The organism is Flavobacterium sp., assembly GCF_024305175.1.
Lineage (GTDB): Bacteria > Bacteroidota > Bacteroidia > Flavobacteriales > Flavobacteriaceae > Flavobacterium.
The window spans coordinates 14,194-30,491 of record NZ_JAMWYY010000001.1; the positions used below are offsets into that span (position 1 = coordinate 14,194).

At 42.2% G+C, this 16,298-nt stretch carries 11 protein-coding genes and 1 riboswitch; of the genes, 1 reads left to right on the plus strand and 10 read right to left on the minus strand.

The window, feature by feature from the left end; all coding sequences use genetic code 11:
- Nucleotides 1–2 precede the first annotated feature (2 nt).
- From Q0K96_RS00075 to Q0K96_RS00095, 5 genes are read right to left on the minus strand one after another with little or no spacing between them, the layout of a single operon-like run.
- Nucleotides 3–2,009: a DUF3857 domain-containing protein gene (locus Q0K96_RS00075; RefSeq protein WP_297331999.1), complete on the minus strand. Its 2,007-nt coding sequence runs from the start codon at nt 2,007–2,009 to the stop codon at nt 3–5.
- A 31-nt stretch (nt 2,010–2,040) separates the two neighbouring features.
- The gene (locus Q0K96_RS00080) at nt 2,041–3,936 is read right to left on the minus strand and encodes a DUF3857 domain-containing protein (RefSeq protein ID WP_297332000.1); all 1,896 of its coding nucleotides are present in this window, start codon (nt 3,934–3,936) and stop codon (nt 2,041–2,043) included.
- A 50-nt stretch (nt 3,937–3,986) separates the two neighbouring features.
- Complete coding sequence (dtd, locus tag Q0K96_RS00085; protein ID WP_297332001.1) at nt 3,987–4,439, minus strand: D-aminoacyl-tRNA deacylase; 453 nt, start codon at nt 4,437–4,439, stop codon at nt 3,987–3,989.
- On the minus strand, nt 4,439–5,395 hold the full coding sequence (gene rsgA, locus Q0K96_RS00090; RefSeq protein WP_297332002.1) for a ribosome small subunit-dependent GTPase A: 957 nt from the start codon (nt 5,393–5,395) through the stop codon (nt 4,439–4,441). Before rsgA ends, dtd begins: the two co-directional genes overlap by 1 nt.
- Before the next feature lie 48 nt (nt 5,396–5,443).
- Nucleotides 5,444–6,535: a bifunctional 3-deoxy-7-phosphoheptulonate synthase/chorismate mutase type II gene (locus Q0K96_RS00095; protein WP_297332003.1), complete on the minus strand. Its 1,092-nt coding sequence runs from the start codon at nt 6,533–6,535 to the stop codon at nt 5,444–5,446.
- A 67-nt stretch (nt 6,536–6,602) separates the two neighbouring features.
- Here Q0K96_RS00095 and gldA point away from each other — a divergent pair, with 67 nt between their 5' ends.
- Nucleotides 6,603–7,511 (plus strand): gliding motility-associated ABC transporter ATP-binding subunit GldA, encoded by a 909-nt coding sequence (gldA, locus tag Q0K96_RS00100; protein WP_297332004.1) that lies wholly within the window; start codon nt 6,603–6,605, stop codon nt 7,509–7,511.
- On the opposite strand, the gene Q0K96_RS00105 is transcribed toward gldA, so the two are convergent.
- From Q0K96_RS00105 to metH, 5 genes are all read right to left on the minus strand, one after another.
- Nucleotides 7,508–8,251: a head GIN domain-containing protein gene (locus tag Q0K96_RS00105; RefSeq protein ID WP_297332005.1), complete on the minus strand. Its 744-nt coding sequence runs from the start codon at nt 8,249–8,251 to the stop codon at nt 7,508–7,510. The two genes, gldA and Q0K96_RS00105, sit on opposite strands and share 4 nt — an antisense overlap.
- Nucleotides 8,248–9,345, minus strand: a complete 1,098-nt coding sequence (locus tag Q0K96_RS00110; RefSeq protein ID WP_297332006.1) for an acyloxyacyl hydrolase — start codon at nt 9,343–9,345, stop codon at nt 8,248–8,250. Before Q0K96_RS00110 ends, Q0K96_RS00105 begins: the two co-directional genes overlap by 4 nt.
- Nucleotides 9,345–11,033, minus strand: coding sequence for an RDD family protein (locus tag Q0K96_RS00115; protein ID WP_297332007.1), 1,689 nt, complete (start codon nt 11,031–11,033; stop codon nt 9,345–9,347). Before Q0K96_RS00115 ends, Q0K96_RS00110 begins: the two co-directional genes overlap by 1 nt.
- Before the next feature lie 53 nt (nt 11,034–11,086).
- Entirely contained in the window at nt 11,087–12,043 is a 957-nt protein-coding gene (gene metF / locus Q0K96_RS00120; protein ID WP_297332008.1) for a methylenetetrahydrofolate reductase [NAD(P)H], read from the minus strand.
- Nucleotides 12,044–12,119: 76 nt separating this feature from the next.
- Nucleotides 12,120–16,013 (minus strand): methionine synthase, encoded by a 3,894-nt coding sequence (gene metH / locus Q0K96_RS00125; RefSeq protein ID WP_297332009.1) that lies wholly within the window; start codon nt 16,011–16,013, stop codon nt 12,120–12,122.
- Nucleotides 16,014–16,130: 117 nt separating this feature from the next.
- A riboswitch (SAM riboswitch) is annotated at nt 16,131–16,237 on the minus strand.
- Nucleotides 16,238–16,298 lie beyond the last annotated feature (61 nt).

Here is a 16,298-nt window from a genome sequence, read left to right on the forward strand (position 1 = left end):
TCTTAGTTGTTTTTTGCTAAAACTATTTTTTCATTTTGCTTCTCGATCATTTTATCGAAAAAGTTTTTAATTGTAGGATAATAATCCTGAGATATTGCAGCATAATTAAGCTCTACGAGTGCCCTTACCTGCACCTGGCCCTGTAACTGCACTACATTATACCTGAATGTACCTATGTTTTCTTCCATTGCAATCGCTAATGCTTCGGGAACAGATTCTACATGATAACCTTCAGGGCACTTAAAAGTAATTATGAACTTTTCCTGCCTCGGGAAAACAAAATCGATTGGGTATTCACGCTTTTCCTGCTTAAACGGATTTTCTGTTTCGCCAAGGTAAAGCATTGGCCTTATATATATCTTATCGCCAATAACATCTGTCATGCCATTGTGCTTAAACTCATACTCTTCAGTAAGCGCCTTTGTAAAATCTTTATCTTCCGGCATGGTATAAGCATCCACTTCAAGCCCTGCAAATGCTTTCTCAATTTTTTCCATGCGGCTTTCTTTACTCATGCCCGAAAAGGTTTCCCTGAACAAATAAGCATTATAATGTTCATATTGCCTTTGCGCCTTACCGGAAATCTGCCCATCGTTAGTAACAGAAACAGTTAATACGCTTGCCTCTTTAGAATGTTGTGAGGGCATCATTTCTATTTGGGAAGAGCTACCATCCTGCCTTATAAGCCTGCCTGTCCAGTTAAGGGCACGTATAGGTAAAATACCGGGAACGGCAGATTTAGAAGTCGCATCCAGTAATATAGTCTTATCACCCAGGTTTACTGCGCTTATAACATAGTTAAAAGCTGTCCTGCTGGGAAATAAAGCTATTTTAGCTGACCTTGTCGTAACCAGCACGGGGTTGGCATCAATTTTCACATAACGCAGCATCGCGGTAAGCATCAGGTTAATCTCTGCATCATTACCCGCTTTTTCTGAATATGCCTTTTTAACACCCTTATCGCAGTGGTAACCATAATTTCCGTTCCAGTTCATACGCTCCCTAACATAATAAAAAATGGCAACCAGTTTGTCTTCGGGTGAAGATATCCCATTGAGTAAAGCATTAATGTCATCTTCAAAATATCCTGTTTTTTTTAATTCGCCGCCAAAATCTTCATTATCATATATTGTTTTAGCTACATCCTCCCACGAGGAAGAGTATGATTTAAAAGGACTGTTAGGATATTTTGTAAATGTTATCTCGTGCTCAATGCTCGATGTATAGTTTTCTATGTTGTTTACAAAGGCCTCGTCTTTAAGCGCGGGCAGGTCCTGCATTTCATATTTTACAATATTATCGACATAATCTATCTTATTAGTAGTGATTTCAGAAGGCCTGTTTTCGACACGTTGTGTGTTGGTTAAAGTTACTGACTGGCTCTTGGTAGATTTCGTAACCTTAGGGGTAAAGTAGCCCCTGAAGTTAGGTGTATAACCAAAATACTCGGGTATCCTTGTAGTATAGGCCGTATAGTTTACGGGAATGCCGTGCTGGAATTTCCATTCAGGAAAAACACTTATAAACGGCGACACAATTTTATACCTGTATTCTACAATACTGCCTTCTTTAACTTCGGGCATTACAATTTTTTTAAGCCTCCAGTTTTTGTTTACCTCTTCAGTAAATTCACCTTCATTCTTCAGCTTTGTCTTTTTTATGCTGTTACCTTCAAGGTTATATGTGTATGCTTTAGATATATCTACACTTTCCCTCTCTGAACCGGCATCATAATAAGAAATATTCCTGTTAGCCCATTCATAGCCGTCTTTAGTGTAAATTTTTATTTTCGTATCAACCTCGGTAACCAAAATAAAACCATCCCTTTCAGAATATGTCATATACGTTTCGCCTTTACTGAAAAGTACTGCGGCCGGAGCCGAAGGATCTTTAGGGTGGCTCTTCTCTTCAAGTTCCTGCTTGGTTACTTCGCCAAGTTCATAAGTTTGGGCCTGTAATGCGGCAGAGCAGGCGATAAGTAAAAAAAAGGAAAGTAAATACTGTTTCATTATTCGTTAATTGTTGGTGGTTTTAGGAGTTTTATTGTTTTACAAGTACAATTTTTGCATTATCATTTCTGGCAATTTTATCACAAAACTGCCTGTAGTTTTCATATTCGGCGCTGTCATACCTGCCTTTATAAAGATGCATAGAGCGCTTAAAAATAAGCTTGTTACCAGACATTGTATATTCGGCTTTATACTCACCAAACTTGTCTTTAACAATTATGCTTTCAGGTTTTGCCTCTACTGAAAATCCTTCCGGCAGGTTAACGGTTATTTCATCTGTATCATAATAACCTGTGCCAATCTCAAATGGTGCTTTCCTGTCTCTGTAGCGTTGCGGTACACTAACTGACTGGTTAAATGCATTAACCGCAAAAATCATCCTGTTGCCGCTCATATTACCATAGCCTGTAGCCTCTATAGCTAAATCTTCTGTAAGCAGCTGTTTATCCTTACTGTTGTTTACCTTAATATTTTTGAACTTTATATTGTTTATATAACTAAACCTGTTCTTATACTTTTTATCAAGCTCATCCGGAGATAGAAATTCATAACTATATTTATCATGGTACTGCAGGCCTGCCGATGTAAAAGTTACAGTACCTTCTATTGTGCCATCCTGCTTTACGGTATATGCACCTTTAGAGTTTTGAGAATTGCTTTTATCATCATACACATGAGTGCGTACAAGTTTACTTTTTTCAGGCTTTACCAGTAGTGCTGTCCTGTCGTCAGTAAAGCTTCCCTGAAAGCCGAACGGCAGTTGCTGGCTGGTACATTCCAGCCACACTAAATCTTCATCATTTGGTATGGCAAGTATAACGTGGTTGCCCTGCATGCTCACAAAATCTTCGCGCAGGCTACGGGCGCGCCTGTCTCCATACACCACAGCATAATACGATTCTACTCCGGCTGCCTGTAACAAAGCCCTTGTATAGTTGGTAAGCGCTTTACAGTCGCCATAGCCAAGCCTGTCAACATCTTCTGCAGGCATGGGTTTCCAGCCGCCAATGCCAAGCTGAATGCTTATGTAGCGGGTTTTGTTTTGCATATACTCATACACAATTTTTGCTTTTTCCAAAGGGGTAGCCGCACCTGCTGTAAGTGCTTTTATCTTTGCAACGGTTTCTTCGGGTAGCTCTTCAGTACCTTCTAGCAGGTTGTTATACATCCAGGTACCAAAAGCTTCCCAGTTTGAAGCTTCGCCTTCTACGCCCTCAAGATTAAACTTATCGAGCCCGAAAAGCACATGCGGCATTATCTGTAAAAAATAAGGGGAATAATCTTCAGAACGTTGTGCCGGCAGGTTTTCTACACTTAAAGCAAGTACACCGGGCTGCTCCTGCTTTTTCAGGATTCCTTCATCAAAATTATAGGCTTTATATTTAAAACCCAGTGAAGTATCATGATTAATGGTAACAGACGATTTTTCTGTGCTTACATATAAGCCTTCCAGTGGCATCCATGATGAAATGAAAGCAGTATTAGATGTTTCGGTTTCGCTTGTATAAACTATTGTATAAGGGTATTGCACCGGAGTATAGTCCAGATACAGGATGCGGTCATCTGTTAATATAGAACCTTCTGAAACCGACCTGTCACGAAAATCTCTCTTCTTTATTTTTTTGATTTCTTTCCCGAAAGCATCATAAATTATGGCTTCTATAGATTTTATTTTTGTAGACTTATCAAAAAATTCTGAAGCGTCTATATAATCATTACCATAATCGTTAAGTACTGTTACAATTCGGCTCTTCTTTACCGTCATTGATTTTCGTGAGCTTATGGTAATTTCTTTGTTATACGAGCGTATAACAGCGTTAGCATTTTCCCGTAGCTCCTGCGGTATTGAGAGTACTGATAAGTCTTGTTGGGAATAGGCGTTAAAGGCAATAAATAATAAGAAAAGGATGGGTTTTCTTAAAAACATGTTAAATAAATTTCTCCAAAAATAGAAGAATTTCCTAAATTCTGAAATTATTACTCCCTGTTTTTACTATCAATTAATATAGTAACGGGACCATCATTAACCAGCGCTACCTGCATATTAGCGCCAAACCTGCCGGTTTGTACAGGCTTATTGAGGTGCTGTGCAAGTTGGTTTACAAAGGCTTCATAAAGCGGAACTGCAACCTCCGGCCTTGCTGCTTTTATATAACTGGGGCGGTTTCCTTTTTTGGTTGCGGCATGAAGTGTAAACTGGCTTACTACAATAACATCGCCCCCTACATCTGTAACAGAAAGGTTCATAACACCTTCGGTATCATTAAAAATCCGCAGCTTTGCAATTTTAGCGGTAAGCCATTCAATATCTTCCGCAGTATCGGCATCTTCTACACCTAAAAGTATAAGTAAGCCCTGCTGAATGGCTGCTACTGTTTCGCCCGCTATAGTTACAGATGCACTGCTAACCCTTTGTAACACTACCCTCATTATTCCTCTTCATTTTTGCCTTCGCCATAAATATCAGTGCGGTAGGTTTCGTCATCGCCTTCAAGCATTTGCAGGTAACTGCGATAGCGTGACCACGCCACCTCATCGTTATCAAGCGCATCCTTAACAGCACAATGCGGTTCTTCCTTATGCAGGCAGTTGTTAAACTTGCATTCTTCTTTTAATGCAAAAAACTCAGGGAAATAATCGCCTATTTCGTCCGGCTCCATATCTACAATACCAAAACCGCGTATGCCGGGTGTATCAATTATTTTTGCATCAAAATCAAGGTCAAACATTTCGGCAAAAGTCGTGGTATGCTGCCCCTGGCTGTGTTGTTCTGATATTTCTTTTGTTTTGAGATTTAAAGAGGGCTGCAAGGCATTTACAAGGGTAGATTTACCCACACCCGAGTGTCCCGAAAACATACTTACATTACCCTGCATCTGCTCTTTAAGCGCATCAAGCCCCTTTCCCTCAGTTGCAGATACTTTGAGGCACTTATACCCTATTTTGCTGTATGTGTGCTTAAGGTACAGCATTTCATCTTCTGCTTCCCTTGTATAAGTGTCAAGCTTATTAAATACAAGAACAGCTTCTATATCATAGGCTTCGGCGGTTACCAGGAACCTGTCTATAAAACTTGTGGTGGTAGGCGGGTTGTTTATGGTTACCAGCAGGAAAAGCTTATCTATGTTTGATGCAATTATATGCACCTGCTTAGAAAGGTTTACCGATTTACGGATTATGTAGTTCTTGCGTTCATGTATGTTGGTAATAACAGCATTGTTGTTTTCCTCAATATCAAAATCAACTACATCGCCCACTGCCACAGGATTGGTGCTTGTAATTCCTTTAATACGGAATTTACCCTTAATGCGGCATTCATAAAATGTGCCGTCATCAGCCTTTACGGTATACCAGCTTCCGGTAGATTTATAAACTAATCCTGTCATACCGCAAAGATAAACAGTTTAACCCATAGCTGTGTTAAAAGACAATCGTTACTCATTACCGCTGTTTATTATCTTTTCCTGATGGCTGATGCTTTCCTGGTGTATGGCTTTAAAAAGCAGGTTAATAAAATCTTCGCTCAATCCCTTTTCTGTGCCCATTGCCATCATACGTTCTTTAACTTCCTGCCAGCGCTTGTTTTGCAGCACAACCACATTGTTAGCTTTTTTTAGCGCACCAATGTCTTCGGCTATCTGCATGCGGCGGCCAAGCGCTTCCAGCATTTTTGTGTCATATTCATCCATGCGCAGCCTGTAGTTATTAAGCTGCATGTTAAACTCATCTGTATCATCCGATTTTTTGCGCAGCACAAGGCTTTTCAGAATTTCTTTAAGTACCTGCGGAGTTACCTGTTGTGCTGCATCGCTCCATGCCTTATCGGGGTTATTATGGGTTTCAATCATAAGCCCGTCATAATTCAGGTCAAGCGCCTGCTGAGATACCTGCTGTATCATGTCCCTGCGCCCGGTAATGTGCGATGGGTCACAAATAATGGGCAAGTCAGGGTAACGCCCGTGCAGCTCTATGGGTATCTGCCACTCAGGTATGTTGCGGTATTTTGTTTTCTCGTAGGTAGAAAACCCCCTGTGCACAACGCCCAGTTTGGTAATTCCCGCATTATAAATACGCTCTACACCACCAAGCCACAAGGCAAGATCCGGGTTAACTGGGTTTTTTATTAGTACTATTTTATCTGTACCTTCAAGTGCATCGGCAATTTCCTGAACGGCAAACGGGTTAACCGTAGTACGTGCGCCTATCCACAACACATCTATATCGTGTTGCAGCGCCAGCTTAACATGGTTGGCGTTTGCTACCTCAACAGCCATCATAAGCCCTGTTTCGGCCTTTGCCTTTTGCAGCCACTCAAGCCCTATAGCGCCAACACCTTCAAACCCTCCGGGGCGGGTGCGCGGCTTCCATATCCCGGCACGGTATATACTTACATCACTGTCTTTTAGCTGCCTTGCAATATCCAGCACCTGCTCTTCGGTTTCGGCGCTGCATGGCCCTGCTATTACCAATGGGTGGGAAAGCCCTAATGCATCAAGCCATTGTTTTGTTCCGCTGTAGTTTTCCATCTTCGTGAGTATAATGCAAAATTAGCTAATTCTTACTACTTTTGTTCAAAACTAATGCCATAAAACCATGTCGATAGAGGTACAGGATATTACAAAAAGCTACGGGACGCAAAAGGCGCTTGATGGTGTTTCGTTTAAGGTAAGCAAAGGTGAGATTGTAGGCTTCCTGGGGCCGAACGGTGCAGGTAAATCTACCCTGATGAAAATACTCACCACCTATTTAGCCGCAGACGGGGGCACTGCTATTGTAAACGGGCAGGACGTAGTACAAAATCCTAAAGGCGTGCAAAAATCTGTTGGTTACCTGCCGGAGCATAACCCTCTGTACCTTGACCTGTATGTGCGCGAGTACCTTGCCTTTAATGCAGATGTGTATAAAGTGGCTAAGGCTAGGATAGAAGAAGTAATAAACCTTACCGGGCTTACACCCGAAGCCAATAAAAAAATAGGGCAGCTATCTAAAGGATACCGCCAGCGTGTGGGGCTTGCCGCCGCGCTGCTGCATGACCCTGAAGTGCTGATACTGGATGAACCCACAACGGGACTTGACCCGAACCAGCTTGCCGAAATACGCGAACTGATAAAAAATATTGGGAGGAATAAAACGGTTTTTCTTTCAACCCATATTATGCAGGAGGTAGAAGCCATTTGCGACAGGGTAATTATTATTAACAAAGGGAAAATTGCTGCCGACCGCAAGATTACCAACCTTACCGAGAGTAAAGAGCAGGTTATTGAGGTTGAATTTGACTACCGCGTGGAGGAACAGCTTATACAGCAGATTCCGAACCTGAAAGAGTACCGTAATACCCATGATTTTAACTGGCTGCTTAGCTTTTCTACCGACAAAGATATGCGCCCTGCCATATTTGATTTTGCTCACGACAACGGCTTAAAAACGCTGAAGCTAAACCAGAAGAACAAAAGCCTCGAAGCTATTTTCAGGGAAATGACCAAAGACGAAGGGCAGGACTAATTGTAGATAACACGCCCGGTATATAGACGTTCTATCGCTTCTACCGGTGGGCGGTTTTTTAAAATAAGGTTTCCTGTTGAGTATAGTGTACCCTTAACTTCCTGCTGCGGATTAACTATAACATCATTAGAGCTGCGGTGAAAAACCCATACTTTTTGTGCAATAAGGCCTGCTCCGTTAAAACGGGCATCACCTGAATAAAAACTAACAGAAAGTTCTTCGGTGTTACCTGTAATATTATAATAACAGGACTGGTTATCTTCTATCGACAGTTGTTGCATATCAACATTTAGTTCGAACGTCCCCGAAGCAGTTTCGCTATTTAAACCCGACTGCAATGCTAAAGCCGGGTAAGTAAGTACCCCATCTGACTTTACTGCAAATTGCGACGCAGAATATATACGCGCCAAAACAGGTGTGGTTACATATACAGTTGTAGTGTTATAATCTCTTGTCCAGTTGCAGTTATTGCTGTTGGTAATAAACAAAGTACCATCTTTAACTTCGGCAGAAATAAACTCTTTAAGGTTGGCACCTGTATGTACCGTAACTTTTTGCACTGCTTCCTGTTTTATTACAAGCTCTATTCCCGGAGAAATATGTATCGCGTTAAATTCGGCAGCCGGAATATCATACATAACCTCATCCCCTGCAGCGCGAAAGCATTCCGGAGCGTTTTCGCTGTTACAGCCTAAAAGCAGCAGGCCTATAATTACAATTATAAAATATACCTGTTTCATAATCTTACCCCTATTCCAAATTCCAGTACTTCAGCCTTGGCACCATGCGTTTTTAATGATATTGCGCCGAAAACTTTTTCTGCAAAATAATACTTCATTCCCACCCTTTGGTACAGGCTTCCTGTAGAGTTAAAGGGTTCGTAAATGTACAGGCCGGCCTGCCCTTCTACCGATAAATTATTGATAAAAAGTTCATAACCTGCAAAAACACCTACCTTCCGGTAATCGGTATCGGCATCTACATTCTCTTCAGGATAGGCAACCGATTTAAATTTTATATATTCTTCAAGATATTTAGGCCAAAAAACATCTGCGCCAAGCTGAAAGGCACTTTTGCGGCTGATGCGCTTATCGACATAAACAGATAATGCATAATACGGATTTTGTCCGCTTCCGATAACATCACTTTCATTCCAACCGCCCCTGAAGGCAATATTATATTTTACAGGCTGGCTGTAATCAGTGCTCTCAGCCAGGCGAGGTGTGTAAATGTTATCTTCTTTTCTATTGAATGTATAGGTAAGCCCCGCGTTTACCGCTAATGTATTGGTACTGGTATTAGGCGCTTTCATGCTGGCATTACTATGGTGAATAAAAGACAGTCCTGCCTGTACACCAAGCCCCTGCCAGATATCCTGTTTGCTGTAATTAAGCATAAAATAAGTACTGGGCATTAAATGGGCGCCATAGGCATAATTCCTGAAATTGGTTTCCCTGTCATACGGGTTGGTATTGTAAGCCAGTCCCTGCCCTATCCGGAACATCAGTTGCCTGTTAAAGAAGTAAAAACTGTAATGCCCGTAAAGCCCGTACATTTTGCCCAGGCTTTCGTTCTTCATGTCTTCATAATGAAACGAAAAGCCATAGTCAGGATAATTGTAGGTACGCTCCCATTCTTCCCTGCCGAATGTTTTACGGCTAAAGCTGATGATAACCCCTTCCGGATGCCCTGTTATAAGATGCTGTATGGACTTGCGGTGCGGAATGATGTTACCATAGAAATAGTTTGCTTCGGCAACATAGCCGCCCTGTGGCGCCGACTGTGCAAAAAGGAAAAAAGGGAATAACAGGAATATCCGATATAGCTTTTGCATTATTTTATCCTTTTCAGCACTCCGGCACCGTTTTCAGGGTCGTCACTCTTCAGGTTATATATCCTTACGCTGTTAGCAGAATCTTTTACAAAGACGTTTACATCAACCTTCTCAATATCTTCGCCTGTTCCGGATATAAAGGACAAATTGCCGTATGATATTGAAGTTGAAAGTTCTATCGGGTAATTTTCTTCCCAGTTTATCCCGGAATCTGTATTATCAATAACCTTTTCTATTACTGCAGGATAACCTATGTTATAAACCGATATGCTAATATTCTGCCCTTCTTCTCTTTCATAAATATCAATTGCGTCCAGTTTAAGTGCTGCACCAAACCATTCCGAAATATCAGAAACTACATAATTCCTGCCGTTGTTTAATATTGGTTTGCCTTTATTATTGCTGTATATATCATCCTCCTTATATTCTGTATCTATGGCAGCCTTAAGCTGTTTTTTAGAGATTGTAAATTGGGGCAGGCTGTCTTTTTTAGCAGAATAAAACCTTTCAACTTCATACTGGTCGGTACTGTAATTGTTAAAGCTGTCATTAGCATCAATATAGATAAAAGTAATACTGTCACCGTCAATCCTTTCAACTTTAAGAAATGATTGTTCTTCAGTAAATCCTTCACTAAGCGTTATGAAATATTTATCTGTAAGCTTATCGAGACCTGACATAAGTACCTCTTTATTATGCTCAAATATTTCCATATTTCGCTTTTTGTACTGCATCGTCCGGTAGGCTTCAAGGCCTGCATAAATACCCCCGGCAAGCACAGCATATATTGGGAATATAAGAAAATAGGCTGCTCCGCTTACTCCTTCCCGTTTTTCATTTACAACATAGGTATCAGACCAGCTGTCGTGCCAGAGATTCCCGAAAACAGAAAATGCTTCAAAAGGCACTAAACGGGTTGTACTTCTTATAAACAACTGCTTAACAGATGGTTTGCCACCATCTGATGTTATCACCCTTGTACCGGTTAACATTTTACCGGGTGTAGCCTGAAATACAAGTTCAAAAGTAAAATAGTACAGCACTTGCAGTACCGCTATAAAGAGTATTAATATAATTTGCGCCACTACCTCTCCACCGGGTTCTCTTGTAAACGAACGCATAAAACCTGAAAAAACAAGTTCTTTGAGATAGGGAAACAGTAAAAGCACCATGATTGTAAAATCGGCAAGCCTGTTAACAACCCTTTTCCATTTTGATGCTTGTACAAGCGAATCAAAATCATTTTTTATTACAACCTCTAACGGTACTTCTTTTTGAAAATACCTTAGTATAAAATAGGCAAGAGCGCCCCAGGCAGAATAGGCAACTACAGCTAAAAGTATAAACCAGATATATTGGGCATCAAAGCCTTTAAAAATCTCGATAATCAGCGCTATAAATATTATTAAAAGCCACAGTACTTTAGAAAATAATACCAATGAAAAAACATAACGTATAAGCCGTTTTTCTTTGCCGTTTTTTAAAAGCAGGATGCCGCCTGTAAGCAACAGCATATTAAAAAATACATTTATGTAGTTAAGGCCGCTAAACCCGAAAATAATATCAGGGATATTTACACCCATCAGGTTAATATAAAGCCCTCCTACTGCACCACGTGCCAAAATAATATCGATAGTTAAACCTATGATGGCCACAACTATGCTAACAAGCGCTATTTTTTTTCTCATTAGTTAAATTTGCCCAAAAATAGCAATTTTAACATAGCAGCCTAATGATAAAGTTAAAATACAGCTTTAGCCACTGCCCTGATATTATCTGATTTACCCATAGAATAATAATGCAATACAGGTATGCCCTCTGCTATAAGTTCTTTGCTCTGGCTGATGCACCACTCTATACCTACCTGTTTTACCGCATCATTATCTTTGGCGCGTACCACATCCATAATAAGCTCATCGGGTAAATCTACCTTAAAGCGGTGCGGTATCTGGTTGAGTTGTTTTTTTGTAGATATTGGCTTTAAGCCGGGTATTATGGGCACAGTAATACCTTCTTTCCTGCATTTTGCAACAAATTCAAAGAATTTTTTATTATCAAAAAACATTTGAGTAACAATATAGGTTGCCCCGTTCTTTATTTTCTGCTTCAGGAAATAAATATCGCTGTCAAGGCTTGGCGCTTCCATATGCTTTTCCGGATAACCCGCCACCCCAATGCAAAAATTGGTAGCAGAGGTATTCTGTAAATGATCATCAAGGTAAATCCCTTTATTAAGATTATCAATTTGCGTAACCAGTTCGCTTGCATATTGGTGGCCTTCTTTTTCCGGCTTAAAGTATATTTCACTTTTAACGGCATCACCCCTAAGCGCCAGCACATTTTGAATGCCCAAAAAGTCAAGGTCTATTAAAAAGTTTTCGGTATCCTCTTTGGTAAAGCCTCCGCACAGTATATGCGGAATAGCATCTACTTTATACCTGTTTTGTATAGCTGCACAAATACCCACTGTACCCGGGCGTTTTTTAACCACGCGCTTTTCGAGCAGGCCGCTTGGCAGCTCTTTATATTCATATTCCTCACGGTGATAGGTAACATCTATAAACGGAGGGTTGAACTCCATCAATGGGTCTATGCTGTCAAAAATACACTGTATGTTCTGCCCCTTTAGCGGCGGCAATATCTCAAAGGAAAATAAGGCTTTCCCGTTTGCTCTTTCTATATGTTCTGTTACTTTCATTCGTCTTGCTATATGTTATTCGTTAATGGTTAATAGTATAAATTCTCTCTTAACTAATAACTTTTAACCTCAATCTCTAATCGGCAATATTCGGTCCCAGCCATTTTTTTGCTTCTTCTGTGGTGATTCCCCTGCGGGCGGCATAATCTGTTACCTGGTCTTCCTTAATTTTGCCAAGTCCGAAATACCTGCTTTCAGGATTTGCAAAGTAATAACCCGAAACCGATGCTGCCGGCCACATGGCAAGGCTTTCCGTCAGTTTTACCCCTGTATTCTGTTCGGCATCCAGCAACTTCCAGATGGTCTTCTTTTCCAAATGGTCAGGACAGGCAGGATAGCCGGGCGCCGGGCGTATACCTTTATATTCTTCTTTTATAAGGTCTTCGTTGCTAAGGTTTTCACCTTTGGAATAACCCCATATTTCCTTCCGCACTTTTTCATGCAGGTATTCGGCAAAGGCTTCGGCAAGGCGGTCGGCAAGCGCTTTAACCATAATAGCATTATAATCATCATGCGCTTTTTCATATTCGCCTGCCTTTTCATCTGCACCAAACCCTGTAGTAACGCAAAACATACCTACATAATCCTGCTTGCCACTTTCTTTTGGCGCAATAAAATCGGCTAATGCAAGATTAGGCGCGCCCTTTGTTTTTACTGATTGCTGGCGCAGGGTTAAAAGCCTTAAGGCCTCCCCAGTCTCCGAAAGCCCCCCAGCCCCCAAATGGGGAGCTACATAAGCCCCTCCTTTGGAGGGGTTGGGGAGGCCTACCTCAATATCATCATCATTTACCTGATTGGCCGGAAAAATACCATATACCCCTTTTGCTTTAAGCCATTTCTCCTTTACAATTTTGTCCAGCATTTGCCGAGCATCTTCATAAAGGGATTGTGCCTGCACGCCTACAATCTCATCTTTAAGTATTGCAGGATATTTACCGTGTAAGTCCCACGTGCGGAAAAAAGGCGTCCAGTCGATATATGGAACAAGGTCGGCAACCGCAGGGTTAATAGTTGCAACACCAATAAAATTCGGTGTAGCAGGTGTATAGTTATCCCAGTTTAACTGCAATTTGTTTGCCCTTGCCTGTTCTATAGTAAGATACTCTTTTTCGCGGCTACGGCCCAGATAGCCCTCGCGTAACTCATTATATTCTGCCTTTAGTGCCCTGGCATACTCCTGCCTTGTTGCTTTATTAAGCAGGTTTCCTGCCACAGTAACAGCACGCGAGGCATCGTTTACATGTACAACCGTTTCTCGGTATTCAGGGGCAATTTTAACCGCAGTGTGTGCACGCGATGTTGTTGCCCCTCCTATCATCATCGGTATGCTGATGTTGAGCTTATCCATTTCTTTGGCCAGGTACACCATTTCGTCCAGCGATGGCGTTATCAGGCCACTAAGCCCTATAATATCCACTTTTTCTTTTACAGCGGTTTCTATAATCTTTTCGGGCGGTACCATAACGCCCAAGTCTATAATCTCGAAGTTATTACAGGCCAGCACAACCGATACTATATTCTTGCCGATATCATGAACATCTCCTTTCACAGTAGCCATGAGGATTTTGCCAGCCCCCCCCGCCCCCAAAGGGGGAGTTTCCAAAGGAGGGGTTTGATTTGAGTTTTCTTTAGCTCCCCCTTTCGGGGCGGGGGGGCTCTGGGCTTGATTTATAAAAGGCAGCAAATAAGCTACAGCTTTCTTCATCACCCTTGCCGATTTTACTACTTGTGGCAGGAACATTTTACCGCTTCCAAAAAGGTCGCCCACAACATTCATGCCCGCCATCAGGTTAACCTCTATTACTTCAATGGGCTTTGCAGCTTGTAATCGTGCTTCCTCCACATCCTGTTGTATAAATTCATCTATGCCTTTAACGAGGGCATGAGTAAGCCTTTCCTGCACCGGAAACGTGCGCCATTCGGCTTCTACTCCCGCTTTAGCTGTACCTGTTGTGCCGGAATCTCTTATTTCTTCTGCATAGGCAAGCAGCCTCTCGGTAGCATCATCGCGCCTGTCCAGCAATACATCTTCTACATATTCTAAAAGCTGTTTATCTATCGCATCATAAACCTCAAGCATTTCGGGGTTTACAATACCCATATCCATACCATGCTGAATGGCGTGGTACAGGAAAGCCGAATGCATGGCCTCTCTTACCCTGTCGTTACCGCGAAAGGAAAACGACACGTTGCTTACACCACCGCTAACATGGGCATAGGGCAGGTTTTGCCTTATCCATTTTGCAGCGCTGAAAAAATCAACGGCATTTTTGCGGTGTTCCTCCATACCGGTTGCTACCGGAAATATATTCGGGTCGAAAATAATATCCTGCGGCGGAAAGCCAACTTTGTTTACCAGTATGTCATAACTGCGTTTGCAGATATCAATACGCCTTTGGTAAGTATCGGCCTGGCCTTGTTCGTCAAACGCCATAACAATTACAGCGGCACCATAACGCTTTACCTTTTTAGCATGGCTTATAAATACTTCCTGTCCCTCTTTAAGGCTGATAGAGTTTACTACGCTTTTACCCTGCGTTACCTTTAACCCTGCTTCTATAATTTCCCATTTAGAGCTGTCTATCATTACCGGCACACGGGCAATATCGGGTTCAGAGGCGATAAGGTTCAGAAAGATAGTCATTGCCTGAACGCCGTCCAGCATCCCTTCGTCCATATTAACATCAATAATCTGCGCCCCGCCATCTACCTGTGCGCGTGCCACTTCAAGCGCCTCCTCATATTTTTCTTCGCGTATAAGGCGCAAAAACTTACGCGAACCGGTAACGTTGGTACGCTCGCCTATGTTGATAAATGCAAGCCCCCCGTCCCCCGAAGTGGGAGTTTTACTATAGGGACGATAAGGTAAAAACAACGGTTCAAGGCCGGAAAGTTTTAACCCAGTATCCTGCCTCCCCAACCCCTCCAAAGGAGGGACTATCTTATCCAAGCTTGTAGAAGCTCCCCGCCGCGGCGGGGCGGGGGGGGCTTTGGGGGTTGACTGACTGACTGCTTCCGCAATAAGCCTTATATGCTCCGGTGTGGTACCGCAACAACCGCCAATGATATTTACAAGGTTATCATTAAGATATTCCTTAATAAGCTGTTGCATCTGCTCGGGTGTCTGGTCATACTCGCCAAAAGCATTGGGCAACCCTGCGTTGGGGTGTGCCGAAATGTTTAGCGTGGTATTTAATGCCAGCCTTTTAAGGTAAGGCTTTAGCTGATCGGCGCCCAGTGCACAGTTAAAACCGATACTTAACAACGGGATATGAGATATTGATATAAGGAATGCTTCAACGGTTTGCCCTGAAAGCGTTCTTCCCGATGCGTCGGTTATGGTACCGCTTACCATAATTGGGGTATTTTTACCCAACTCTTCCTTTACTTCTTCAATGGCAAAAAGGGCGGCTTTGGCATTTAGGGTATCAAAAATGGTTTCTACCAAAAGTACATCTACGCCACCATCTATCAGTGCCCTTACCTGCTCTTTGTAGGCTGTAACCAGTTCATCAAATGTAATGGCGCGGAAGCCCGGGTCGTTTACATCGGGGCTCATGCTCGCGGTACGGTTAGTTGGGCCAATAGCGCCTGCCACAAAGCGGGGCTTTTGGGGGTTGGCAGCGGTAAATGCATCGGCTACTTCGCGGGCAAGGCGCGCCGACTCATAATTGAGCTCATATGCCAGGTGTTCCATGTGGTAATCGGCCATGCCTATGGTCGTGCTACTAAAGGTGTTGGTTTCTGCAATATCGGCGCCGGCTTCAAAATACAGCCGGTGTATTTCTTTTATGGCGTGCGGCTGCGTGAGCGACAGCAAGTCGTTATTGCCTTTAAGCGGATAAGGGAAATCTTTAAAGCGCCCGCCGCGAAAATCTTCTTCGGTAAATTTGTAGCGTTGCAGCATGGTGCCCATAGCGCCATCAAGCACCAGTATGCGGTTTTGCAAAGCCTTTTCTATTTCTGACATAAGAATATTAGTTCAAAGTTTAATGTTTAAAGTTCCCTATCGGCACTTCAAATCTTACAGAACCGTTATGTCATCAAAAAAAGTGGGGCAGCAATATTACCGATGGCAATATTGCTTGTGTTATCTATCCGCATTTACTGTGGTAGAATGTAGCACCTTCTTTAAAGATTAAAGGGTTGCTAAGGCTTCACCGGGTCTATTCCCTCCGCCTTTCATGATAACATAATCAGTGTGTATAAGAACACTGCAAATTAATGGAATAAAATTTTATCGAACAAATTTTAT